This window comes from Streptomyces sp. sk2.1 (assembly GCF_008120935.1).
Lineage (GTDB): Bacteria > Actinomycetota > Actinomycetes > Streptomycetales > Streptomycetaceae > Streptomyces.
The window spans coordinates 1-26,150 of record NZ_RDBO01000003.1 but is presented as its reverse complement, the minus strand read 5'-3'; the positions used below and the strand labels follow the sequence as shown (position 1 = coordinate 26,150).

Sequence of the window (26,150 nt, the reverse complement as noted above, 5' to 3'; positions counted from 1 at the left end):
GCCGGGGCCGGGGCCGGGGCCGGGTTCCCCGCTCCCCTCCGTCCGTTCCGCGGGCGCCTCGAACCAGTCCAGGAGCTGGTCGGTCGTCGGGCGCCGTTCCGGCTCCTTCGCCAGGCAGGCCGCCGCCACATGCCGTACGCCGTCGGGTACGGCGTCGAGATTGGCGGGTTCGTGCACCGTGCGATACATCATCCCCATGGGCGTCCCCCCGCCGAACGGGCTGCCGCCCGCCGCCGCGACGAGGATCGAGCCGAGCGCGAACACGTCCGCCGCACCGGTGACTTCGTCGCCCGTCGCCTGCTCGGGGGCGAGGAAACCCGGTGTGCCGAAGGCATGACCCGTCGCCGTCAGGCGGGTGGACTCGACCGCCCGCGCGATGCCGAAGTCGAGCACCCGGGGGCCGTCGTCGGCCATGATGATGTTGCCGGGCTTCAGATCGCGGTGGACGAGCCCGCACCGGTGGATGGCCTCCAGCGCCTCGGCCAGACCGGCACCGAGCGCCCGCAACGCCCTTTCGTCCATGGGGCCCCGCGCATGGAGGAACTCCGCGAGCGTGGGCCCGGGGACGTACGCGGTGGCGAGCCAGGGCGTCGGGGCGTCCGGATCGGCGTCGACGACGGGCGCGGTGTGGAATCCGCCGACGGCGCGCGCCGCGGCGACCTCGGCGAGGAACCGCTCGCGGAAGACGGGATCGGCGGCCAGCTCGGACCTGGCCACCTTCACGGCGACGGCCCGTCCACCACGGGACCGGGCGAGGTACACGCTCCCCATCCCGCCCTCGCCGAGCTTGCGTTCGATGGTGTACGAGCCGATACGGCTGCCGGGCGCACCGAGCGCCCCGCCCCCTGTACTCACGCGGTCCCCCACAGTCCTTTCCGCCGGCCACCCCGACCGATTCCCGCCGATGCGGTGGAAGAGATCGTCTCACCACTCCGGCCCGGGGGACGAGGAGGGCAAAGGGGCGCGGTGCTCCGCCGGACCGATCGGATCAGAGCCGGGCGGGCAGGTCGCGGGGAAGCCGGGCGGTCAGGTCGTCGATGCGGCGGGACAACGCCTCCTGCTCCCGGCCCAGTTCGTTGACGCGCCGCCGCAGCCGGGCCAGTTCGGCACCCGGGTCGGGGGTCGCCCCGACCGGCACGGGGGCGTCCGACGGGGCCGGGGCGGACAGGGCGGGCGCGTGGTTGAGGATCGCCTCCATCCGGCCGCGCAGCGCCGGTCCCGGCTCGATGCCGAGCGCGTCCCTCAGCCGACGGCGCGCCCGCTCGTACACGCCCAGTGCCTCGGCCTGGCGGCCACTGCGGTACAGGGCGAGCATCAGCAGGTCGTAGAAGCGTTCCCGCAGCGGGTGATCGGCCGTCAGCTTCTCCAGCTCGCCGGTGATCTCGCCGTGCCGGGCGCAGCGCAGGCTCGCCTCGTACAGCGTCTCCAGGGTGGTGAGCCGGTTCTCCTCCAGCCGGTCGGCCTCGGTGGCGCAGATCTGTCCGTGCCCGCTGTCCTGGAGGGCGGGGCCGCGCCACACGGCCAGGGCGCGGCGCAGCAGTTCGGCGGCGCGGCCGGGGTCGGAGGCGAGCATCGCCCGGCCCTCCGCGGACAGGCGGTGGAAGCGCCGGACGTCGGTGGTGGCCGGGCCCAGGTGCAGCAGGTAGCCGGCCGGCAGGGTGCTGATCCACTCCCGCCCGCTGTCGACCGCATCGCTGCCGGCCGGGTGGCCGCCGGGGGCCGGGAGCAGCCGCCGCAGCCGGGCGACATGGGCCTGCAGGGCGTTCGCGGCGTTCGCCGGGGGTCGGTCGCCCCAGAGTTCGGCGGTCAGCCGGTCGCCGGGCAGGAGCTGCCCGGCGTGGACGACGAACGCGGAGAGCAGGGCGCGTTGTTTGGAGCCCGGTGGGACGATGCTCGCCCCCGTCAGCGGGTCGCGCACCTCCACCGGCCCCAGCAGCCGGAACTCGACCTCGCCGCCGTCCGCGGCGGCCGGGGGCGCCGGTGCCGCGGACGGCGGGGCGAGTTCGAGCACGGGCATCACGGCATCTCGCGGGCGGGCGCGGCGAGGGCGAGCGCGCGCCGGGCGTCCTCGGCGATCCGCCCGGTCAGCGCGGCGGGGTCGGGCTGGAAGTAGAAGTGCCCGCCCTCGAACAGGTGCAGGCCGAGGAAGTGCTCCGCCCGGTCCGCCCAGCCGGACAGCCGGGCGGGCGGCGCCACCGTGTCGTCGGTGCCGCCGAAGACGGACAGCGGCACGGGCAGGGGCACCGGGTCGGGAGCGGGCCGCCAGGTCTCCACCAGCCGCAGGTCACCCCGGATGGCCGGACCGAACAGCTCCCACATCTCCTGGTCCTCCAGGACCGCGGCGGGCGTGCCGCCCATCGCGGCCAGCTCCCGGCGCAACCCGGCGTCGTCGAGCAGGTACCGACGGGTTCCGTCCCCCTCGGGGCGCGGCGTGCTGCGCGCCGACAGCCCCAGCCAGACCGGCGGAGTACGGCCCTCGGCGAGGATCCTGCGGGTGAGTTCGTAGGCGACGAGCCCACCCATGCTGTGGCCGAACAGGGCGTAGGGGCCGGTGAGTTCGGAATCCAGTTCGGCGAGGAAGTGGTCCACGAGCCGGTGGGCGTCCCCGATGGCGGGCTGGTCCGCCAGCAGACCGCGCCCGGGGGCGTCGACGAGCCGCACCTCCCAGTCGGCCGGGAAACGGCCGGGCCAGTCGCGGTAGAGCAGATGGGAACCACCCGCGTGGTGGAACACGAACAGGCGCAGTTCCATGCTGACTCCGTCTTGTGGGACATGGTCTTCGGTCGGAGTACCGGACCTTAGCCGATGTACGCGAACGGTGATCGCCCCTCCGGCCCGGTTCGAGCACGTGTGCACTTCGCCTGGACGGCCGACGGCCCCGCGGACGGCGGGAAGCCGGTCCCGCACGGGGTGCGGGACCGGCCGGAGGGGGTCGTCAGCCGGTGCAGGTGACCTTCACCGCGGATATCGCGTGGTGTTCGTAGTGGTCGTCCTCGCCCCGGTCGTGCAACCGCACGGAGAGCTTCATGGCCTCCACGGGGAAGGTGCCCGGCACGTTGTACCAGGTGCCGCGGCGCTCCGTCTGGCGGATGGTGAAGGAGCCGACCAGGTTGCTGGTCCTGGGCAGGAAGCGGTCGTAGACCGTGTAGTAGCTCGGGTTCCCGCCCACCTGGACGATGTTGGAGCTGCCCGGGACGTGGACGGAGACACTGCACTTCTTGGCGCTGGAGGGCAGGTCGAACAGCCAGGTCGCCGAGCCGCCGGAGTCCTTCGAGGCGCTGCCGGACATCGGCATGGAGAGGTACTTCCCGTCGCAGCCGGAACCGCCGTACCCGCCGGAGTGGGTGGCCCAGCCCTCCTTGCCGTCGGTGTAGTAGCCGTACTGCTGGAAGCGCTGGGTGTCGCACTCCGGTCCGGACACACCGCTGTACACCACGGTGGTGGTCGACTTGGGTGCCGTGCCGGTCGAGGGGGCCTTGGCGGAGGTGTCCGAGTCCTTGTCGCCGGAGGAACTGCCGCCGGTGCCGCTGTTCGAGGTCCGGTCGGTCCCGCCCCCGGTGGACTTGGTGTCCTTGGTGTCCTTCGAGCCGCCGGCCTTCGTGTCGGTGGTGTCGTTCACGGGCTTCCCGCCGGTCCCCGTGTCCGTCCGTACGTCCCCGGCCGGGCCCTTGCCGTGCCGGGCCGCGGTGTCCTCCCGGCCCTTGGTGCCGGTCGGCCCCTTGCCCTGGGCGCGGTCGGGGTCGGTGCCCGGGACGTAGCCGCCGGAACCGCCGTCGTCCTTCCACGCCGCCGCGGCTTCCTTGGTCTTCCGGTCGGGCTCGTCCTGCTGCGCCCCCGCCACGATGAAGGGGGTCGCCAGGAGCAGCGCACCGGCGAAGGCGGCCGCGACCACCATCGGGCGCGAGACGCGGCCGGGGCGTTCCGGTGCGTCGTCCGTTCCCGCCGAGCCCTCCGCGGGGGGAACGGACGAGGCCGCCGCGGAAGCGGTCGCGGAGGCGGAAGCAGCCGTGGTGGAGGCGGCCGTGGCCGTGGCAGTGGCGGTCCGCTCGGCGGTGGCCGACGTGCTCGCGGCGGCCGGTTCGGCGGAGGGGGTCGCCGACTCCGCCTCGGGTCCGCTTTCCGTCTTCGCGGTGTCCGACGAGGTGGTGGGGGCGCCCACGGTCACGGAGGCGGTGCTCGGGCGGGCGGCCTTCCGGGGCGCCGGTGCCTCCTCCTGGACTGCTGCTGCCGCGTCGTCACCGTCCGGCTGCTCGGACTCGGACGTGTTCCTGCCGATGGAGACCCCGACCGCGTGCACCGCCGCCGCGGTTTCCTCAGCGGGCTCGTCGGGCTCGTCGGGCTCCTCCGGGCCGGACTCCGAAACGATCGGCGTCCGCGCCCCACCGCCGGCCCTGCCGCCGGTCGTCGTGCCGGTGCCGCTCTCCGTCGACGTGCGGGACGACGGCTCGGACGGTACGTCCACGGCCTCTTCCCGACCGCGAGCGGGCTCGCTCTCCTCGTCGGCTCGCTCTCGCTCCACCGATCGCCCCTCTTTCCCTGCCATTGCCCCTTCTCGTCCCTTCACTCGTTCTTCGGCACAACACCTGACGTTGTGTCACTTCTCGTAGGCCTGGTTCTCGCTCTCGGCGGTCAGCCACGCGATGGTGCGCTGGAAGTGGTCTCCCGCGCGCTGGAACAGTTCGAACTCGCCCGGTTGCAGGTTCCGCACCCCGAACTCCCTGCTCAGATGGGATTCCAGCACTTGCAGGAGGGGGAACGGGCCACTGGCCGCAGGGCCGGACATCAGCATCTCGTCGGCTTCGGAAAGGCCCTGCCGCTCGATGTTCTCGTGGACCTTCCCGATCAGGGCGTCGATGAAGACGGAATCCTGTTGCGCGGCGATGAAGTGATTGCCGTAGCCGCCGGTGTGCAGCAGGTGTTCCGTCGCGATGGCGATCCGGGTGCCGAGGGGTTCCTTCAACAGTTGGGCGAGGTCCGTGCCGTTCGCCCTCGCCGCATCGGCCAGTACTCCCCCCAGGCTCTTCTCGTCCCGGATGAGGGGGCCGAACACGGGCAGGTCGTTCCTGCGGAGCCTGGGCACGTTCGGTCCGAGGTCCACCGTCCCCGGACCCAGGTCCACGTCGGCGTACACACCACCGTGCGCCTTGAGGATGCTGTACCGGGCCAGGTCGGAGGCGAACGGGTACGCCTTGCCCCTGCTCGCCACCGAATAGGTGGCCGCCAGGCGCTCGTCGATGGCGTCCTCGACGGTCTTGCGCATCAGTCCCGGAGTGATCCGGATCTTCGCCTTGCTGGCGAAACCCAGCGTCGTGTTCCCGTCCGTCCACAGGTTGGTCTTCCAACCGGCCTGCTTGGCCTTCGCGGCCCAGTCGGCGATGTTCGTGAGCGCGGCCGCGGGGATGTCCCCGCCGATCCAGACGAAGTGGAGCTCGCGCGGGATCTCGGGCGGAGCCGGGGTCGCGGTGAGGAGGGGCCCGGCCAGCGAGCGCAGGTCCTCCAGATGGCTCGGCGGGAGGGGCGAGTTCTCCAAACGCCTGAGGAGCAGATCCACGGCGTCCACGTCGTGCTTGTCGATCGCGGTGAAGAGGTACGCCTGCACCTCCGCCTTGTCGCCGGTACGCAGGATCTGCTCGGTGTCGTCGTTGTTCCTGAAGGCGATGTCCAGCGACACCGGTGCGGGTTCGGCCTGCTGGTCGGTCTGCTGCTGGGTCTGCTGGGTCTGCTGATCGGTTTCCGGGGCGTTCGTCGTCGGATCGGGGGAAGCCGTCTGCGCCGTCGTGTCCTGTGCGCCGGCCGGCGGAACGAAGTTGAGGGCTTCGAAGATCATGTCCGAATACGCGGATGCGGACGTGGATGCGGACGTGGACGTGGATGCGGACGTGGATGCGGACGGCTGGTCCTCCTGGTCCGGAGTCGGCGTCACCTTCTCGATGCCATCGACCTCCTCGCCCGCCGTGAACCAGCGGCCGCGACGGCCGGTGACCGGGTCCGAGAGAAGGCCCAGCACCCCCGAATCGACATCGGCACCGGTCGTCGGCTTCGCGTGACCGACCGCGACGTCGGGTGCGTACCAGAGGCGTCCCGGTAGGGCGTGTGCCGCGTCCATCACGAGACTGCGGCCGTCGGTCTGCCGGGGCTTCCCGGTCTCGCACGCGACCAGCACGACCGGGGCCGGGGGTTGTTCGGGATCGCGCAGCGTCTCCATGAAGTGCGCGAACTGTGCCCCGTCGACCACCAGGGGCTTGTCGCCCACCACATGGAGCTCGATGCCGTCCTCGGAGCCGTGCGCGTCGAAGAAGAGCGGGTTGACCTGCTTCTTCGCCTCCTGCTGGGTCTCCCCCCGGGACTGTGCGTCGGCCTGCCAGGGGACCTTGCCGGTCGCGGGACCCCCGTCGGTGTCGAGGACGTACGTCTCGTCGCCCACGGCCCGGTGGTGCGTGAACACCGTCTCGTCCGGCCGGTACGTGGCGTAGAAGTCCTTGCGGGGGCCCCAGTCCTGCGGGTTGTGGGACGCGTACCCCAGGGTGCGGCCGTCGGTGCCGCGGATCACCTGGAGGCCCTCGTATATGCGGCCGTAGGTGATCCGGCGGCCGTCCTTGCCCGTGAGGACGGCGTCCGGTGTCGCGTGGGCGGACATGGACAGGGGCGGCGGTCCGGCCGAGGGCCAGGAGAGCGGCGAGGACGGCGCGGAGAGGCCGTCCCCGGTGAGGGGCGACGTCGTCCGGTCGTTGGAGAAGAACTTCTGCGTTCCGGAGAAGGAGGAGCCGCCGCCGTGACCGGTGGGGTTCCTGCGCAGCGTGCCGGTGAGCCTGCTCAGCTTCTCCCGCAATGTGCCGGAACGTTCGACGGACTGCGACACCGGTTCGTCCGGGGCCTTCAGGGACGCGGTCTCCTGGTTCGCGCTCTCGGCCGTCACCCACTCCAGGTCGATCCAGGTGTTCCGGGCGGCCTCCGTGGGCTTGAACCTGGCCGTTCCCCGCAGCGTGCCCTCCTGCTGGGACGGGTTCCTCTCCGCCCCGTAGCCGTTCATCATCTTGTCGATGAACCCCGGGCCCGTGATGCCGGCCACGTTCCGCTCCCGCATCTCCTTCTTCCTCGCCTCCCACAGGAGGTCCGCGTACTCCTTCCCCCTCTTCTTCCCGAGATCCTTCTCGTACTGCTCCGTGAGCCCCTTCTTGCTCACGAGGTTGTCCAGCAGGTGGCCCAGGAAGGGGTTCTGCGGGTGGGCGGCGATGAACTGGTTGCCGTACTCGCCGTTCTCGTAGCAGTTCACGGCGGCGTCGCGGATGTTCTCCGGGGTCAGGGGCGGGGGCGCCTGCTCCTCGGTGATCGTGAGCGGTTCCGCGGTCGAGGACTGCGTCGTGTTCGTGTCGGGGCCGAGCTTGTTGCGTACGCTTCCCTCGTCCCGGAGCAGCGGGCCGAGCATGGGCAGGACGTCACCGTTCGACATCTGCACGCCGTCCTGCGGCAGGTCGAGCCGGCCGGGCGCCAGGTCCACGTCCATGTACACACCGCCCTGCTCATGGAGGATCGTGTACCGGGTGACGTCCGAGGCCATGGCGTAACTCCGGTACTCCTGGCCCTTCCGGTAGAGGTCCCTGGCCTTCGCCAACGGGTCGTTGAAGGAGAGGTCGTGCCAACTCTTCTCGAAGAGCTGGTCGACGGAAGGGTTCTTGACCCGGTGGGTCCGCGCGAGCTCCTCCAGGAACGCCTGGTTGTTCTTCGCGCCCTCCTTGTCGGTCCAGAGCTTCATCTCCCAGCCCGCCTCGTCGGCCTTGGCCGCCCAGTTCCGGAGGTTCGTGCGGGCGGCCGGGGTCATCTCGCCGCCCAGCCAGACGAAGTGCAGGTTCTTGGGGATCGGCTGCTGGTTCCCGGTACCGCCGCCCAGGGTCATCCCGTTGGAGGTGGCGGACGACTGTGTCCCGGAAGGGGAGTTGAGCAGTAGCGTGTCGGTCCTGTGCCAGGACTCCGCAGGGGTCAGTGTGTCCAGGGTGTCCTGGACGTCCGGTGTGGTCAGGGTGTTCGGTGTGTTCAGGGTGCTCGGGGTGTCCTGGACGTCCGGGGTGCTCTCGCCGGCGGTCATCCACCGGCCCGGCTGCTGGGTCTCCGGAACCGGGAGCAGCGCGAACACGCCGGTGTCGGCGTTCCCGTCCGTCCCGTTCCTCGACGCCACATGGCCGACGGCGACGTCGGGCGCGTACCAGCGGCGCCCGGGCATGGCCCGTGCCGCGTCCGTGAGGAAGCTCCCGCCGTCCGTCGACCGGGTGCTCGCGGTGTTGCAGGCGACCAGCACGACCGGGGCCGGGGGCTGTTCGGGGTCGCGCAGCGTCTCCATGAAGTGCGCGAACTGTGCCCCGTCGACCTCCAGCGGGAGTTCGCCGCGGATGTGGAGCTTGACGCCGTCGCGGGAGCCGTGCGCGTCGAAGAAGAGCGGCTTCGGCTTCTTCGGGCCGGTGGCCGTGCCGCTCGCCCCGGTCTGCCAGGGGGACTCGGGGGGCGGGGCGGTCTTGTCGGTGAGGGGGACGAACTTTCCGTTGTCCGTCTTCCGGTAGGACCTGGAGGACAGTTCGTCCGCGCGGTACTTGGCGTAGAAGCCCTCGCGCGGAGCCCAGTCCGTGTCGCTGTGCGACGCGTATCCGACGACGTTCCCGGAGGAGTCGCGGATCGTCCGGAGGCTCTCGCGGACCTTTTCGTACGAGACCTTCCGGCCGTCGCTGCCCACGAGTTCGCCCGGGGACTGCGTGATCCGTACGGCGGGCTCCGACGACATGTGGAGGTCGCCCGACCACGTCTCGTTGGTCGGCAGGACCGTGGGCCGCGTCCGCGTGCCGCCGGACCGCAGGGTGAGGCTTCCGACGGCGGAGGTCAGGCGCCGGACCAGGGTGTTCCGCCCGGACTGCGCGGACGTCGTTCCGGGCGCCTCCTGGTTCTCGCTCTCGGCCGTCACCCACTCCAGGCCCGTCCAGTCCTCCCAGTCCGACGCGTGGACGCGGAACCGGGGAGGCCGCTGACGAAAGGAGTGCGCCGCGCCGTCGGTGTTCCGGAGGGGCTTGGTGTGCTCCGACAGCTGTCTCCAGAGGAAGCCCGGACCGGTGCTCCCGGCCACGTTCTTGCTCTTCATGGCCGCGTGCAGCGTGCCCCTGATGACGGCGTCCTTGTGGTCGGGGTCCGGCAGGGCGCGCAGGACCCGCCCCATGAAGGCGCTCCCGGGGTGGGCGACGATGAACTGATTGCCGAGTTCCCCCTGCTCGTACACCGCGAGGGCGGCTTCCCGGCCACGGCCCGTTATCGGGTCGTCCTCGCCGAGACCGAGGGTTTTGCGAACGGTGTCCGAGTCCCGCAGCAGCGGGCCGAACATCGGCAGGGTGTCGTCGCCCTTCGGCAGCAGCAGGCCCTCGGGGCGCAGCACCACGGCTCCCGGCCCCAGATCCACGTCGAGGTACACCCCGCCGTGCTTGTGGAGGAGCGCGTACCGGGCGACGTCGGACGCCATCGCGAAACTGTCCGCCTTCTTCGCGGCCCGGTACAGGGCGGTGGCGTGGGACGGGATCTTCTCCTGACCACTGCCCTTCTCCGGGGCGAACAGGGACTTGGTCGGCCTGTGCTGGACCGTGTCGGGGGCGGAGGCGACGAGGTCCTTCAGGAACGCCTCGTTGCTGAGGCTTCCGGTGCTGTTCGTCCAGATCGAGACCTTCCAGTCGGCTTCCCCGGCCTTCTGCACCCAGCTCTGGATGTTGGCGCGGGCCGCTTCCTTCAGCGGGCCGCCCATCCAGATGAAGTTGATCTCCTTGGGAACCGCGACGCGCGGTCCGGTGCCGCTGCCCACGAAGTGGATCGGGGCAGCGGGAGCCGTCACGGTCGGGGCCGGCGTGATCTCCGTGATCTCCGTGATTTCGGCGGTCTCGGCGGTCTCGGTGGTCTCGGTGGTCTCGGCGTTGAGCAGTACGTCGTCCACCTCGGTGGCCAGGGCGGCCCGGTACAGGTCGTCCGCGAGGTGCAGCACCACGCCGGGCCGCCGGGGAGCCCCCGCCGTGAGCGGTCCCGCGGCGTCGAACGTCTGATGGTTCAGATCCGCCCCCACCACGGTCACGGGAATCCCCAGCACCCGGGCCGCGAGCAGCGCCGTCAGGTCTCCCGCGCCGTGGTTCCAGCCGGCGTCCTTGCGGTCGCCGATCTGTTCGCCCGCCGTGCGCAGCAGCGCCGTGCGCGCCAGGGCCAGCCGCTGGTCCGGGGTCAGCCGGGCGGCCACGGCCTGCGGGAGACGACCGCGCGCATCGATGTGCTCGACGGACTCGGGGGCGCTCAGCACGACACCGGCGTCGGCCAACTCCTGTGCGGTGAACCGCTCCTGGGGGTCGATCGCGAGGAACGCCGCGAGTTCGTCGCGATCCGCCGTCAGCCGTTCGGCGAGCAGTTGCTTCAACCGTGCGACGTCGGCCCCGGGCAGGTCCTTCCCGTGCGACCCGCGCAGCCCCAGCTCGGTGAGCAGCCCGGGGCGGGCCCGCTCGACCGCGTCGAGGAGGGAGCGGTGGAAGCTCGTACCGATGTCGAGGAGCGGGAACGCGCTGCTCGGCGGCTCCACGAGTTCGAGGACCCGGCCGTCCGGGTCCTTCAGACCGACCGTCCGGCCCGCCTCGTCCTCGCGGTGGACGGTGTACGGCTCCGGGCGGGACGTGGCGTCGGACGGGCGGACGTGGCCCTCGGGCTCCGGCTCGGGGTGCCAGGGGGTGAAGTCCTGGTCCTGGGCGCGCGGCCCGAAGACCTGGGCGGCGGAGGCCGTCGCCGCCTCGAAGTTCGCCAGGACCGGGGCGAGTTCGCGGTGGGCCGCGGTGAACTTCTCGACCGCCCGGTCGTACGCCGACTGCGCCGTCCGCCGTGCGGCCCGTGTCAGGTCGAGCCGGGCGCGGGCCTCCTCGCTCGCATGCGCCTTCCCGGCCCTCCGCTCCTGGCCCCCGGCCTCCTCGACGGCGTGCCCGGCGGCCAGTACCTCTTCCATCGCCGACCGGTACGCGGCGTCCGCCGCCCGCAGGCGCTGCGCCGCGCCCGCCGCCTTGATCTGCTCCCTGCGCACCAGGGCGGTCTCCGACAGGGGCCGGGAGCCGTCGAGCCAGTCCGCCGTCCGGGTGAGGACGTCCTCCCGCGCGACGAGACTTGGCGGCAGTTCGGTGAGGACCTCGGTGGGGGACGGGTAGCCGGGGACCGTGACCGGCGTCTGCTCGGTGACGGGCGCGGTCCCGGCGTCCTCGCTCCACGGGACCGGCGGCGTGCCGGTGGGGCGGGGCCCACTGATGGTGTAGTGGTCGACGGCCCGCCAGGCGGCCGCGGACGCACCGGCGAGGCGCCGCTCGGCGGCGGCGAGGTCGCGGCGGTGGTTGGCCAGGTCCTGGTGCGCCTCGGCGTGCCGGACGAGCGCGGCGGCGAGCCGCTGTTCCGCCGCGGCCGCGGCGGCCGGATCCTCCGCGGGGCCCTCCGCGGCCGAGAGCCGCCGGACCTCCTCGTGGAGGGCGGACACCTCCTCGTCGAGCGCGCGCAGCCGGCGCTCGGCCGTCTCCACCAGGGTGGCGGCCGAGGTGTACTTCTTGGTCTGCTCCTTCACGACCTTCGCGGCGGCCTCGACCTCGGCCGGCAGCAGACCGTGCTCCCGGGCGACGTCGAACGAGACCCACATGGTCACGCCGTCCTGCACCGTGTGCTCGACGGTGACCGGGTGCCGGGAGGCGGTGCCGGAGGGCGACACGGCCGCGAGCACCGTCGAGACGACCGGCAGGTCCTTGATCCGGCGCGTCGCCGTCGCCGTCTGCCACACGTGGAGCGGGGCCCGTACCAGCACGGCGCCGCCCGCGAAGGGCTTGAGCGTGTTCAGCGCGGAGGTCCGGCGGTCCGCGGCACTGCCCGACGCGTCGGAGTCCGTCCAGCCGGGCATGGTGCCGGTGGACTGGATCGGGGGCTGCGTCTGGAAGCCCGGGCCCAGGGTCATCGCCGGGGTGTGCGATTCGGTGGTGTCCCCGGTGTAGGTGTCGTTGTCCATGGTCCGCCGGCTGCCGCCGAGACCCGCTCCCGGATCCACCGCCAGCAGCTCGGCCCGCGCCAGGTCGACGCCCACGGAGATCTTCAGGTCCGCGTCGGTCCCGCCGATCTCCGACGTGGTGTCGTGCAGGGTGACGGTCAGGGAGTCCCGGACCATCTGCGGGAAGTAGGCGCTCAGCACGTCGGAGTTGATGCCGCCGTTGAGCACCTCGCCCGCGGCGGTGCCGGGCCGGGTCAGCGGGGACTTCCCCACGTACGGGGTCTCGGCGTTCCCCGGTATCTCCGTCGGGGTGTTCGTCGTGGAGCGGCCACCGGAGACGGCCCGGTCCACGGCGTACGCCCCGGCCTCCCGGAGCGCGGTGATGCCGCCGACGGTGGTGACGACGACGCTCTCCGGCCCGGCGGCGAACAGGTTCCTGCCCGCCGTGTACGTCTTCCGGAGGGCCACCGTCCCGTCCGTCCGGTGCGGGAGCAGCCGGGGGCGTGCGGAGACCGGCGGCTCCGTCACGGGCGCCGGGACCTCCTGCGGGCGGGCCAGGCTCAGCGGCAGGACCACCTCGGTGTCGCCGACGTCGTACGTCCTGCTCACCGGCGGCTTGCCGGGCAGCTCCAGGGCGAAGGTGACCCGGAACGTCGACCGGCCGCTCACCACCGGCCCCTCGAAGGCCACCTGGGCGCTGACCGCGTCGGTGACGGCGTGCGCGAGGGCGGAGGAGCTGGTGGAGCCGGCCTTGTCGTCGAGGGTGAAGCCGCCGTTGCGGACGACGTCGTTGTCGACGGTGGGCGTCTCGGCCAGCCGGTAGCCGCCGTCGCTCCCGCGCGCCAGCTTCTCCGTGACGGTCTCCGCCGTGGACGTGGGCCGGGTGATCGTGGGCTTCACGTCGTGGCGCAGCCCGCCCCGGGTGGGGCCGACCCGCTCCAGGGTCACGGTGAGCCGGGCGTTCCTGGCCGACCAGACCCTGTTGCGCACCAGGCGCAGGGACGTGCCGCCGTTCTCCATGCCGGTCTGCAGGGCGCGCACCCCGGACGGCGACAGGGCGGCCATCTGCCGTGCCATGTTGCCCAGTTGGTCCTCCAGGAGGTGCGCGGGACCGAGCCAGTCCTTGTGCTCGGGCAGGAGCGTCCGCAGCAGGTCCGTGAACCGGCCGATCGCCCGGGCCAGGTCGATGCGGCCGATGGTGAGCGTGGCGTGACCGGCCGCGGGGACGGCCGTGTAGAGCGGCGGGGGAGGCGGGGTGGTGAGACCGTCGTCGAAGAGGCCCGCCCGTCTGGCCTCGGCGAGCGGCACCCACATGAGCAGACCGTCGGGGATTTCCACGATCCGGCCCTCGGGGCTGCGCCCGCGCACCAGGTTCATGGGGCCCTGGAGCAGGCCGGACGGCTGCGAGCGGGCCGCGAGGTGCCAGGCCACGTCGGCGGAGACCAGGGCCATCGGGCCGGTGTACTGGACCGTGTGCACCGGGTTCGTCGAGAAGGTCAGGGCCGTGGTCGAGGTGTGCGTGCTCTGGTACGGGGTCGCGGTGATCCCGTAGGTGCCGGCGGTCCGGAGCGCGTCGGTGTGCTTGGCCCGGAAGGCGAGCATGCCCGAGACGGTGTGCCCCCGGACATGGGCGACCGAGTGGCCCGCCCCGCTGGTGCCCGAACCGATGGCGGAGAGCGCGAGGTCGGTGGAGTCGACCACGGCGATCACCCGGGGCCGCCGCACCGAGGGCCAGGCGCTGACCGACGCGGTGATGTCGGTGACGGCCGTCCTGCCGAACAGGTCGCTGATGTGCTTGCCGGTCTGCGCCGCGTCGCTGAAGTCCGCCTCGTTGCGGCCACTGGTGAACGCCTCGGTCAACGCGCCGGAGGCGGGCGTCCCGTCCGTCCTGTACACCCAGGAGTCGTGGGAGACGGAGGCCAGCAGCTGCTTGAGGTGGTCCAGCACGATCTCGGACCCGGTGACGCTCTGCACCTGGTGCAGGCCCTCGAAGAGGGGGTGGGAGGTCCAGCTCCCCGACGGGACGGGCTTCCCCGAGGAGAGCAGTTCGGCCATGGCCGGCGTCATCGGGGTGAACGCGACCGCGGCCGTGTTCGGCCGGGGCACCGGGGGCACGAGGGCGGAGGCGGGTACGGGGGAGGAGGCGACGGACAGCGAGGCGGGTACGGCCAGGGTGACGTGCCCGGTCACCGAGGCCGGGGTGAGCGGCGCGTCGCCCTGAGCGGTCCGGTCCCCGGTGTCCAGGACGTCGATGCTGCCGGGCGCCTGCTTCACGAACCAGCGGGTGCCGAGCAGTTCGCCGGTCGCCGTCCGCACGAACTGGCGCGGGCGGGAGAAGCTGGTGGCGGTGGCGGTGAACGACAGGTCGTACGCCCACAGGTGCTGCGACCCGGAGCTGGTGATGCCGCCGTCCGGGGTCAGCGTCGGACCGTACGTCATGCCGTAGGCGGTCTGCCGGGTGTACCGGTAGCCGATGCTCCCGGTGCCGCCGTAGCCCGCGCCCCCGGCATCGCCGATGGACTTGATCCCGGTCAGCCCCAGGTCGAGGCCGCCGGTCAGGCCGTGGGTGCGGGTGGTCGCGCTGTCGGCCCGACGGGTCGACAGGAGGTTGTTGGCCAGGCCCAGGTCGTGGTGCGTGCCCAGGAATTGGCGGTTGGTGGCCTGCGCCCGCAGGGTGACGACGACGTACCGCTTCAGGGCGTTGTCGAGCTGCTCCAACTGGATCCGCAGCCCGGTGCTCACCAGCCGGTCGAGGGAGCCTTCGAGCACCGCACGGGAGATGGCCTGGCGCAGCAGATGGGTGTTGCGCACCGCGCTGTTGTACGCCCGGTCGCCCCCGATGGTCCGGCCGTCCGCCCCGGGCGGCAGCACCAGACCGGGGTGGGCGCGGTGCAGTCCCGCCAGGATGCGGTCGGCCAACCGGTCCGCCAGGGAGACCGGCGTGAGGTCCCCCGGCGGGTGGGTGGCCGAGAGCTCCAGCACCGCGTGCAGTCCGAACGTCGCCGGATTCGACGGCGTCAGGTAGGCGGGGGCGGGGGGCGCCTCGGCGTCCGGCACCGGTGTGGTGCCGTCGTCCCAACCGGCCAGCCTGCGGGCATCGGCGCGCGGCAACTGGACGGCGGCCGTCAGGAACGCCTGTTGGCCGGTCGCCGCCTCCTGATGGGGCGATTCCCACGTACCGCCCTGCCTGCGCAGCTCGATCCGGAAGCGGATGTCGTAGAGCCCCGAGTGGCCGCGGCTGTTGAGCGTCCGCACGGACTCGGCCGTGTTGCCGCTGTAGCTGCTCTCGGCGCGCTGGGTCGACGCCCCGGCCGTTGCCGAGAGCTGGACGCCCAGCGCCGTCACGGGCTGGAGCGGGGAGAACTGAGGGCCGAGGGAGAGGGTGAGACCGCCGCCCTGGGTGTTGCGCTTCTCCGTGGTGGCGGTGGTGCGCTGCGCGTCGGCCTTCTTGATCTCGGTCTTGTCGGAAGCCTGGCGCAGGGTGCCGTCGACCGGGATCAGCCGCAGTTCGAGGGAGCCCAGCGACCGGCCCTTGGGAGCGGCGAAGAGCGGGGCGCTGATCACCGTCTCGCCGGAGCTCTGCGCGATCATGAGGCGCAGGCTCTCCTCGCTCGCCAGGTCGGCCAGTTGGCGGCGGAGGAAGGTGCCGGGAGCCGCCTCGGGGTAGTTCCTCAGCAGCCAGTCCAGCAGCCGGGTCTCCGTGGTGACGCTCAGCGGTGCGAGCAGCCGGGGGCGGGTGCCGGGCGCGAAGGTGAGGACGGTGGGCAGCTTGTCCGGGATCGCCGGGTCGGTGACACTGTCCGGCACCCGCCAGGCGACCCCGTCCCGCACCCGGTAGCGCCTCGGCGCGGTGGTGGTGGCGGGCTGCCGGCCCGCGGTCAGCTCGCGGCCCTTCTTGTCCCAGACGTGCGACGACTCGACGACGACGTGCAGATCGCTCACATGCAGATGGCTGCCGTCCTTGCCGACCGCGGTGACGCTGCTCTGGGCGCGGCTCTCCTGGGTGTAGGTGTAACTGGCCTCCGTGCGCCGGATGTTGAAAGCCAGCGATCCGAACGCCCCGAAGGGAGCCGGTGCGGCCGTCAGGGGGATCGCCAGGCCGAACGCGCGGGACGTCCCGAGGGTCTTGGTCTCCGTGGCCCCGGGACGGACACGCATCTCCGTCTCGACCTTGACGGGGGCGTCGTCGGTCTTCGCCTTCTCCTTCGCCCCGGTGGTCTCCGTATCGGTGCTCTTCGTATCGGTGCTCTTCGTATCGGTGCTCTTCGTGTTCTCCGTGCTCTTCGAGGTCTCCGCGTTCTCCGCGTTCTTCGAGCCCTCGGCGTTCTTCGAGGTATCTGCGCTCTTCGAGCTCTCGGCGTTTTCCGTGCTCTTCGTGCCTTCCGCGTTCTTCGAGCTCTCCGTTTTCTTCGCGTTCTCCGTGCTTTCCGCGGTCTCCGTGCTGGTGGTTTTCGCCTGCGTGGTGGTGGACGCGGGAGGCACGGCCAATGGCGACGGCTCGGCGTGGCGGCGCCAGTTCCCGTAGCTCTCCAGCGACACGGAGATCTCCCGGTGGCCGCCGTCCAGGGTCGGCAGGACGAACGTCCGGGGGCTCAGCAGTGTGTGCGGGCTCTGGGTGAGCACGAGCTTCAACTCGTCGAGCGCGTCGGGCCGCAGGCGCAGGTTCGTCGCGATGGATTCGACCAGCAGGTCGGTGCCCCTGAGGGTGATCTGCCCGTGGCCGTTGCCGCGCAGCGACTTGGGCAGCATCGCGTTGTCGTCGAACGTGACGAACTCACCGGCCCGCTGCTGGGGCAGCGGCGGCACGTCGGATTCCAGCAGCGGATCGGCGAAGGTCTCCTTCACCACCGGCTCGCCCGGATTCTCCATCCGGTGGAACACCTCGTCGCGGAGCTGCTCCTCGGTCACCAGGTCCGGCCGGTCGCGGCGGGCCCGGTACATCCGCTGCTCGTACTCGTCCGCGGAGAGCGCACCGAGCGCCTTGTCGCGGGCCGTCTGCGGGGGCGTCGCACCGTCCTGTTCGTTCCCGTCCGGCGTACGGCCCCCGCCGGGGCCGCCGGACGGTTCGTCGTCCCGTCCCCGCGACCGGTGGGAGTCGCCGGGGAGAGGACCGGAGAGGGAGCCTTCGGGGCCGGAGTCGTCGGTCTTCTCGGGCGAGGTCTCGGAGCCGACGTCCTGCTTCTGGTCGGTCTCGGAGTGGTTCTCCTGCTCGTGGTCGGTCTTGTGCCGCACGTCGGTGTCGGACGTCGTGTCCGTCTCGTCCCCGGACTGCGTGCGTATGTGCCGGGTGCTCGGTGACGGCAGGTCGTCCCGGTCCTGCGAGTGGAGGCCGTCCTCGTCCGTCTGCCCGGACTCCTGGGTCTTCTCCCGCAGGCGCAGGGGCTCCATCTGCTCGCCCGGCTTCGTCGGACGCTGCTCGTCCCCGTTCGAGCCGGTACGCCGGTTGGGTTCGCCCGACAGGTTCGGGCTGTTCGTGGTTTCGGTGTTCGGCCGGGTGGTCGGGGGCCGGACGGTGTCACCGGCTCCGGAGTTCCCCGGGCCCGATCCGTTCGGCAGGTCCGTGTTCTGGACGTGCGCGTCGTTCTCCGGTGCGGAGCCGGGCGCGTCGTCCGGGCGGAACGGGGAACGGTCGGACGAATCGGGCGAGTCGGAGGAGTCAGGGGTCTTCAGGTCCCGCAGGCGCTCCAGGAGCGTGCGGGCCTCACGGGCCGCCTGATTGCGCACCGCTTCGGGCAACTTGTCGAGTGAGCGGTCGATGCGCTGGTCGAGGTTCCGCAGCCGGTCCGGGGAGCGGAGTTCGCGTTCCAGGCTCTCCCGGCCCTCGCGTATCAGCCGGGCCGTCTCGGCGTCGTAGTCGTCGAGGACGCGGTCGACGGCGCGGGGGTCGCCCGCCGCCTCGTCCAGCCGGGCCTGCCACGCGGCCTGCTGCTCGGGGGTGCGCTCCGCGCCCCTGGGGCCGCCGTCGGCCAGCGCATTCAGCCGGCGGTCGCGGTCCAACGCCTCCATCTGCTCGAACTGCGCCCGCTCGACCGCCTTCCGAGCGGCCTCGTCCTCCGCCTCCGCGTGCCGGGCCTCCCACTGCTGCCGCTCCTCGCGCGACAGCCTCGGGGCATCCGTTCCCTCGCTCAGCCGGTGGAGCCGCTCCTGCAGCAGCCGGTCGGCCTCCGCGTGGTCGTTCTCGTTCCTGTCGCGTCCCGGTGCGTCATCGTCCGGACGCGGTGCGGGCCGGTCCGTCGAGTCCTGCGCGGGGTTGCCCTCGCGCAGGGCGTTCAACCTCTCCTGCAATCCGGCCAGTTCGGCCTCGGAGCGGAGAGTGTTCAAGCGGCGCTCGTACTGTGCGTCGAAGTCGTCGCCCCGGCCCTGCCCCTCGAACCGCCTCTTCCAGGAGGCCAGTTCGGCCTCGGAGGCGCCCAGGTCCCGCAGGTCCGAGAGCCGCTGCAACGTCTCCCGCTCCGCCCGGTAATCGGACCGCACCTTGTCGAAGTCCTCGGGGGTCTCGGCCCGCGAGAGCCGCTCCTCCCACTCCTGGATGCGCTCACGGTCCATGCCCGCCGCCTCGGCCTCGGCCCGCACGGCGTCGTTCAACCGCTGCTGGAGCGCCTCGGAGGACTGGTTGCCGAGGGTCTCCAGCTCCGTCCTGAGGGTGCCGAGGCGGTTCTCGAACTCGTCCAGCAGTCCGGTCGTCCGCCGACGGTCGTTGGTGAGGGCCGACTGCTCGATGTCGAGGGCGTGCCGCAGCCACTCCGTCCGGCGCATGCCCAGCTGCGCGGCCCGGGCCTCGTACCCGCCGTCCACATGGGCACGGAAATGCCGCAGGCGCTCGTCGAGGCCGTGCGCGGCGACGAGGTCGTCGAGTTCCCGCAGCTTCTTGGCCGCTTCGGAGTACTTGCCCGCCCGGACGTCGGCCCGGATGTCGTCGTTCAGCCTCTGCCGTACGTCACTGTCGACGCCCACGCGGCGGGCATCGGCCAGCAGGGAGTCGAGCTCGCGCCGCACCTCGGCGTTCAGCCTGCGCTGCTCGGCGTTCGGAACGGTGTCGGGAACGGTCGGCAGTTCGTCCAGCCGGGCCATCGGGTCGTCGGAGATGCTGACCAGTTGTTCGAAGCGGGTGTTCAGCGCGTCGACATCGGCATCGATACCGGAGTCGAAGCCTTCGGGGAAGGGCAGGGGGTCGTCCGAGGTCTCGGTCCGCGTCGGCCCCGACAGGTCGTCGGTGCCGTTCCTGTCCGCGTCCCCGTCGCCTCCGCTCTCGGCCTTGGGCGTACTCGTACCCTGCCGGTTCCCGCCCTCGGAGCTGGACGCGGGGGCGGTGAGTGGAACGTTCGGGAGCACCAGGTCGTCCCCGTCGGGCGCCGGTCCGTCGGACTTCGGCCCGTCGATGGCCTCGTCCTCGAGGGCGAGGCGGTACTGCTCACGGAGCATGTCGACACGCGTGGGCCGCCCCAGCCCGTTCGGGCTGTCCTCGCGCAATCGTTCGAGTCGCGCCTCCAGTTCGGCGTCCGACACGGCCTGTTGGTTCTTCAGCCGGTCCAGCCGCGCCCGGAGCTGGTCGTCTAGGTCGTCCCCGGACCGACGCCCCGGCCCGGAGTCGTCGGGGCGGGGCGCCGATCCCGCAGGGTCGTGCTGCGGTACGTCGGGCAGGTCCGCGAGAAGGTTCTTCATGTCCGGCGGGATGTCCGCGGAGGGCCCCGCAGGGTCGTGCCGCGGTGCGTCGGGCAGGTCCGCCAGGAGGTCGAGCGTGGAAGGCCCCGCCGGATCGTGCTGCGGCACGGCGGGCAGGTCCGCCAGGAGGTCGTTCACGTCCGTGACCGTGTTCGGGTCCGGGGGGAGCGGCGACGGGGCGTCGTCCGGGAGGCCGTTCAGGAGCAGGTCCACCTCCGACACCGTGTCCGGCGGAACGGGGGTCCCGGAGGCATCGGGGACGAGGGGCGGTACCGACGGGCCGGAGGTCGTTTCCGGAGTGTCATTGATCGAGTGCCGCTGGTCGGACCCGAACGCGGGGGTTCCGCCGTCCGAATCGGTGGCGAACGAGGGGGCGGACGCGTCGGACGGGTGATGCGGTACGCCGTCGTCGCCGTGTGGGAACGGCGTACCGCCGTCCGAGGCGTCGTCGTCGCCGTCCCGGAGGAAACGGGTGTCCGACTCGGACTCCGTGACCGGTTTCGTCGAGGGCTTGCCGCCGGTGTCGATGCCGGTGTCGGTGTCGGCCTTCGTGCCGGAGCCGTCGCGAACCGTTCCGGAGCCGTCGCGGACCGTGGCGCCCGACTCGGTGTTCGGCCGGGGCGTGGCGGTCGGCGCGGACGGTGCGGACGGCGGGTCGGACGAGAAGACCGGAGACCGCGGCGGCGGAGTGGCCGCCGGCCCGGAGTTCTGCATCGTCTGATGCAGTGTCAGGATGCCATGGCCGAGGCCCCGGCCCATGAGACCGCCCGCGGCACCGGCCGCGGCCGTCCAGCCACTGACCGTGAACGTGTGGTCGGGACCGAAGATCAGGTTGTACATGCCCTCGGTGACCACGGCGTGCGCCGTATCGCCCGCGAGCCCGCCGACGAGGTCGCCGATCCGGTAGCCCAGGTTCCCCTCGATGTTCTTGCTGACGGTCTGGACGAAGGAGCCGGGCAGGTCGTGCGAGAAGGCCCGGACGCCGTTCTCGCCCAGCTCCTTCGCGTAGGGCTTGAGCACGTCGTCCAGCGAATGGGTCAGCCCCTGCCAGTCGGCCTTGCCGCCCCAGTTCTTGACCAGGGCCTCCCCGTAGTCGCGGCCCAGGTTCCGGGCGGTCTCGTTGCCGAGGGAGCCGCCGAGGTGCTTCTCGAAGGCGTTCGCGAAGTCCTTGACGACCTCCTTGCCGACCGCGCCCGCCGCCGCTCCCCTGACACCGTCCGCGCCCACGTGGTTGAGGGACTCGTTGGCCCGGCCGAGGATGTTGCCCAGGCGCTCGCCGAGCTCGCGGGCGATACGGCGCACGCCGTGGTCACCGAGGGCATGTACAACCTGATCTTCGGTCCCGACCACACGTTCACGGTCAGTGGCCGCGACGCCCTTGCCGCCCCCGCCCAGCCCCTTGGCCAGTACGTTCCCGGCGTCGTTGCCGAGGATCTTGCCGAGCCCCTTGCCGCCCAGGTTGCCGAGGATCTTGCCGAGCCCGCCGCCGATCAGTGCGAACGGGCCGCCCAGCGCACCGCCGATGGCGCCGAACTTCGCCGCGTTCCCGGTGAAGTCCGTGTTCCACTCGGTGCGGTCGCCGCGACCGAACTGGGTGAGCTGGAGGATGGAGTCGAGCAGCAGACCACCGACGATGCCGGTGATGGTCTGCATGATGATCTGGGCCACCAGGAACTTCAGGATCAGCAGCGCCGCGGCGCGGAACGCGCCGATCGCCGCCGCCGCCCAGATCTCGGACAGCCCGGCCGTCACCGGCATCAGGGCCTGTGCCAGGGCGATCTGGACGACGAGCAGGGCCAGTTGGCCGAAGATCGACCACTTGGTGTACTCGATGTCGGCAGCCGTCTTGTGGGCGTTCTTCGACAGCTTGAGGGCGTCCTCGTAGGCCCGTTCGAGGATGCTCTGGTTCCCGTTGGTGACCTGGACGAACTGACGGGCGTACGTCACGAACCGGGTCGCCGTCTCGCCCTCGAAGTCCTCGTCCACGCGGGTGACGACCTGGCGGAGAAGGTCCTCGACCTCGCGGAACTTCTCCGCCATCTGGCGGTACTCGTCGCTGACCACCCGCAGCATGTCCTCGTTCGCCTGCGGGAAGGGCATGCCTGTCAGCGTCTTGAGGAGGGTCGCCCACCCCTCGGGAACCTCGATCGCCATCGTCGTGCTGCCGTGTCCTCGGAGTCCGGCCGGCTCAGCCGGCGGCCAGGTGGTTGGCGTCGTTCTCGGCGTCGTTCAGGATGTTCGACGCCTTGTTGCCGCTGATGCCGACCATGTCGAGCAGCTCGGAGAGTCCTTCGAGGCCGTACGTGAGCCCCTTGCCCGTCGAGTCGACGAACTTGTGGTACTCCTTTGCGTACACGTCGTCCTTGCCGCCCGCGGTCCTGTTCTCCAGGTTGATGCGGTCGTTCAGCACACCGAGTTCCCCGACGATCCTGGCGATGTCGCCGAACTGGGTGAACCGCCGTGTCAGGTCCTGCGGAACGCTCAGGGTCCCGTCAGCCATAGAACTCGTCCTCCTCGCCGCGGCCGCCGGCCGGCTTCTTCCGGTCCCCCAGTACGGTCCCGGTCAGACCACCGGGCTGCATCTCCCGCAGCGGGGCGAGCAGATCGTCCAGCTCGCCACCGCCGAAGAGGCCCTTCGCCAGGTCCTCCTGATCACCCATCAGCGGACGCACGGAGCCGCTCACCTTGTCGGTCATTTCGAGTCGTGCCGCGTTGACGGTGGTCTTCAGCACCTCGGCGAGCTGGGCCGCGGGCATCGTGCGGTAGCCCTCGGTGTGGAACTTGAAGGAGAGGATCTCGCCGTGGGCGTTGACCGAGGCGGTCACCATCCGGTCCTTGGAGGTCGCCGAGGCGGACGCCGCGGCGAGTTCCTCCTGGACCCGCTGGATCTTCCTGGTCTGTTCCGCGAGACCGGCCATGGCCTCCGCGAGCTGCTCCTGGAACGACACCATCAGTCCTGCTCCTCCTCGTCCTCCGCGGCCGCCGCCGCTTCCAGCGCGTCCACCGCGCGGGTCAGGTCCGCGGCGGACAGCCGCAGGGCCACGGGGCCCGTCGGGTTGAGGTACAGGTCCTGGCCCTCGGGCACGAGCGCGAACGCCTCGGCGACGGGCAGCACCCGATGGGCGAGCGCCCCCGCCCGTTCCAGGTGGGCGGGGGCGGTGAAGACCGGCACCACCGGGTCGCCGTCCGGGGTGCAGGCGCTCACCGCGCCGCCGCCGGGCGCGGTCAGCACGGCCAGCTCGGCCCTGATCGCGGCGAGGGCGACGTCCTCGACCGGGCCGTAACCGGTGGCCGCCAACTGCATGGCGGCGTCCACGTCGTCGGTCGGTTCGGGCCAGCCCAGCATGCCCGGCGAGGGCCGGTAGTCGGCATTGTGCTGCCATTCGACGATCTCGCCGTCGGCGTCCGAACGCCACTGCCCGATCACCGCCCACAACGGGGGCTCGCCCTCCCCGCGCCACGCGGGGTCCACCATGCCGAACCAGTGGTCGGGCGCGGTGCGCGCCGCCGCCCGGATGTCGTCGGGCACCGGCGGCACGGCGGACTCCCCGCCCGCGGCGTCGGGTCCGTCCGTCGCTGTTCCTGCGGAACTCATCGTCCGATCACACCCGTTCCGGTGCCGGACTCCGTGCCCCACACCTCTTCGTCCTCCGAGAGCCATACGTTGCGCTGCCGGTCGGCACCGCTGCCCCCGCCCGGGGCACCGCCGCCCATGCCCATCGGAGGCATGAAGGGCATGCCCCCGGTTCCCGTCGTCTGGACGGTCCGGCCCAGGGCGCCGAGCGACTGGGTGGGCACACCGCTGTTCACCGCCGTGGTGACGGTGGGCACCGAGGGCAGTCCCAGGGCGGCACGGGCCCGGTTGCTGAGCCCGGACACCATGGAGACCGGTTCGCGGATCGCGTTGCCGTTGCCGTCCACCAGCTTGCGCACGGCGTCGGTGGTGCCCTTCGACCCGCCGAAGAGGTCGCCGCTCGTGGTGGAGGGGCGGCGCTGGCCGTTCAGCAGCTCCTCGACGGTCCTGGGGGCGCGGGTCCGCAGGTTGTTGCTGCTCTCGGTGATGTGCTTTCCCTGCGGGTCGGTGAGGGTCCCGTCGGGATTGACCCGGGAGCCCGGCGGCACGGTGAGCTTTCCGCCGTAGATGTTGGTCAGCGGCTTGCCGTCCGGCCCGATCAGGTTCCCCTGGGCATCCACCTTGGTGCCCTTGGGGACGAGGACGTTGCCCTCGGCGTCGACACGGAAGCCCCGCGTCAGGTCGCCGGTGGTGGAACCGTTCGGGAGCGTCGGCTGCTTGGTGACGGGGGGAACGATCCTCCCGCCGGACCCGATGGTCGAGCCGGGCGGCACCACCAGGGGTTGGCCGTCCGCGCCGAGAACGGGCTTGCCCTCGGCGTCGGTGACGGCACCGGTCTTGGGGTCGATGCGCGAGCCGGCCGGGACCGTCACGGAACTTCCGCCGGTGAGACCGCTCGTGCCGCCCGTGCTGCCGCTGGGGCCGGTGATCGGGTTCGGAGTTTTCAGATTGAGGTTGTTGTTCTTGAGGAGGTCGGACGAGGAGCCGCTCGTGCTGCCGCTCGGACCGGTCACCGGGGGGACGTCGACGTTCGGGCCGTCCTCGCCCGTACCACCGGTTCCGTCGCCCGGTCCCTTGTTGAACAAGTCCTTGAACGTGTTGAGGAAGTCGTCGGCGCCACCATCGGTCTTGCTGTCCGACGGGTCGTGGAACTTCTTCTCCTCCTCGGAGGTCAGCGAGATGGTGAACGTCGACTTCACGATGGAGTTCGCGTCGGAGAACTTGCTGCTGGCGGTGTCGTAGGCCTTCGCCAGGTTGGCCATCGTCCCCGACGACGCCTCGTCGAGACCGGTCTGGACGTGGCTGAGCCACTGGGCCTTGGCGTCCCGCTCCACGCCGTCCCAGTCGAGACCGTCGACATTGGGGTTGTGGTTCGAAGTGGGTTGGATCTTGTTCATCACTTCGAGGAACTTGTTGTACAGGTGGGTGAACGCCATGGAGACGGGGCCGACTTCTTTCGTCGCCGTCCCGGATTTCATCGACAGACCCTTGTTGAACCAGTCGGAGAAGTTCGTCTGCAAATTCTGCACGGTGGCGGTCAGCTGAGTGCTCACATCGGAGAGATTGTTCTTCAGCGCTCCCCCCAGGTAGTAGGACTGGGTCTCCTGGAGGGCGCGTTTCACCGCCTGGAGGGTGGCCTCGAAGATTTCCGCGGACTCGCCCTCGATCTCCTCGGACCCGTTTCCCACGTTCTCGGCCCACTTGTTGAACTCGGTGACCCAACCGTCCGTCCAGGCATCCATGTTGGCGAGGATGTCGGCCGCCTTGCCCGACATCACCGGATTGGCGTCCTTGTTCGTCTGGGCCAGGACGGACCCCAGAATGGGACCCGGCGCTCCCGTGAACTCGGCCAGGGCGCCGGAGTCGTTGCCGAAGTCCGCCCAGTTGTAGCCGAACCCGAACAGGAGCCACTGCTCGTTCGCCCGGGTGGGGAAAGCGAACGCATGGTATCCGTCCAGGCCCCATTCCACCGCTTTGGAGGCCGGGCTGGCGTCGATCCAGGCACCGTTCACCTGCCTGGTTATCCACTGCTTGGACCCCGGACCCGCCACCTGGTTCCGGTCCGGGAGCTTGGTGGTCCCGTCGTGAAACATGGCGAGGATGTCCTCCCACTTGGCAGGCATCCCGGGAGGCACCTCGGCCATGGTTTCACTTTCCCTTCGGGGTCAGGATGTCGAGGAGTTCGTCGACGAGGGAACCGCCGATGGCCGTGGAGTCGTCCTCGGCCTCCTTGTGCGTGTCCTCCACGTCCCGCAGGGCGGCCGAGAAGTTGTTCAGGAGCGTGATGGCGTTGTCGTACCGGGTGCGCATGCTGCTGCGGTAGGTCTCCAGCTGGGTCTCCAGCGCCTTCGCCTGCGTGCACTTCTCGGGATTCCCGATGGCGAGGGGAATCTTCGACCCCATGCTCACGTAGTTCGGGTTGACCGTGAGGTCGCGTCGGAAGCGGGGGATCTCCTGGTTGGCGTACTTGAGGTAGACGCCGTCGGTCGACTGGAAGATGTCGCCCGGATTCTCGTCAGCGGCCATGTCCGTACCTCACCTCGCGGAAGTCGACTCGGTCGGGAAGGTCAGCTGCCCTGGAGGGTGCCCAGGGTGCGACCGCCCTCCTGGTCCCCGTCGATCTGCCGGGAGTGCATCCGCTGAAGGGTCGTCATGGCGGTCCCGTACTGGGTTTCGAGCTGGGTCTTGATCCTCTTCAGCTCGTCGTTGAACTCCTCCCAGGACGTACGGGTCTGGCCGGTCAGGGTGTCGCGCAGGGCGGTGAAGTTGTTCTCCATCCAGGTGAGGGCCTCACGCATTTCCGTTTGGGCCGTCTGCATGTTCCGGATGGCGTCCTGGACCCCTTGGTGGCTGATTTTGACGGTCATGGCAGAACTCCTCTTGGGGCGGAGGTGAGATCGGGAAGGG

At 71.3% G+C, this 26,150-nt stretch carries 11 protein-coding genes; all 11 read right to left on the bottom strand.

The window, feature by feature from the left end:
• The coding region (locus EAO76_RS00175; RefSeq protein WP_262375187.1) for a serine/threonine-protein kinase at nucleotides 1-855 on the bottom strand (855 nt) is incomplete at its 3' end.
• A 133-nt stretch (nucleotides 856-988) separates the two neighbouring features.
• Nucleotides 989-2,017 (bottom strand): AfsR/SARP family transcriptional regulator, encoded by a 1,029-nt coding sequence (locus EAO76_RS00170; RefSeq protein ID WP_148831940.1) that lies wholly within the window; start codon nucleotides 2,015-2,017, stop codon nucleotides 989-991.
• The gene (locus EAO76_RS00165; RefSeq protein WP_148831937.1) at nucleotides 2,017-2,751 is read right to left on the bottom strand and encodes a thioesterase II family protein; all 735 of its coding nucleotides are present in this window, start codon (nucleotides 2,749-2,751) and stop codon (nucleotides 2,017-2,019) included. The genes EAO76_RS00170 and EAO76_RS00165 overlap by 1 nt, the downstream gene beginning before the upstream one ends.
• 184 nt (nucleotides 2,752-2,935) lie before the next feature.
• Entirely contained in the window at nucleotides 2,936-4,462 is a 1,527-nt protein-coding gene (locus EAO76_RS00160; RefSeq protein WP_187438401.1) for a hypothetical protein, read from the bottom strand.
• A 132-nt stretch (nucleotides 4,463-4,594) separates the two neighbouring features.
• Nucleotides 4,595-21,823 (bottom strand): glycosyltransferase, encoded by a 17,229-nt coding sequence (locus tag EAO76_RS00155; protein WP_148831931.1) that lies wholly within the window; start codon nucleotides 21,821-21,823, stop codon nucleotides 4,595-4,597.
• A 34-nt stretch (nucleotides 21,824-21,857) separates the two neighbouring features.
• Nucleotides 21,858-22,169 (bottom strand): hypothetical protein, encoded by a 312-nt coding sequence (locus EAO76_RS00150; RefSeq protein ID WP_148831929.1) that lies wholly within the window; start codon nucleotides 22,167-22,169, stop codon nucleotides 21,858-21,860.
• Entirely contained in the window at nucleotides 22,162-22,620 is a 459-nt protein-coding gene (locus EAO76_RS00145; protein ID WP_148831926.1) for a YbaB/EbfC family nucleoid-associated protein, read from the bottom strand. Before EAO76_RS00145 ends, EAO76_RS00150 begins: the two co-directional genes overlap by 8 nt.
• A complete protein-coding gene (locus tag EAO76_RS00140; protein ID WP_148831924.1) occupies nucleotides 22,620-23,264 on the bottom strand; it encodes a type VII secretion system-associated protein in 645 nt (214 codons plus the stop codon). Before EAO76_RS00140 ends, EAO76_RS00145 begins: the two co-directional genes overlap by 1 nt.
• Complete coding sequence (locus EAO76_RS00135) at nucleotides 23,261-25,387, bottom strand: hypothetical protein (RefSeq protein ID WP_148831921.1); 2,127 nt, start codon at nucleotides 25,385-25,387, stop codon at nucleotides 23,261-23,263. Before EAO76_RS00135 ends, EAO76_RS00140 begins: the two co-directional genes overlap by 4 nt.
• Nucleotides 25,388-25,391: 4 nt before the next feature.
• A complete protein-coding gene (locus EAO76_RS00130) occupies nucleotides 25,392-25,769 on the bottom strand; it encodes a hypothetical protein (RefSeq protein ID WP_148831918.1) in 378 nt (125 codons plus the stop codon).
• A 41-nt stretch (nucleotides 25,770-25,810) separates the two neighbouring features.
• Nucleotides 25,811-26,110 (bottom strand): hypothetical protein, encoded by a 300-nt coding sequence (locus EAO76_RS00125; protein ID WP_148831915.1) that lies wholly within the window; start codon nucleotides 26,108-26,110, stop codon nucleotides 25,811-25,813.
• Between the last annotated feature and the right edge of the window lie 40 nt (nucleotides 26,111-26,150).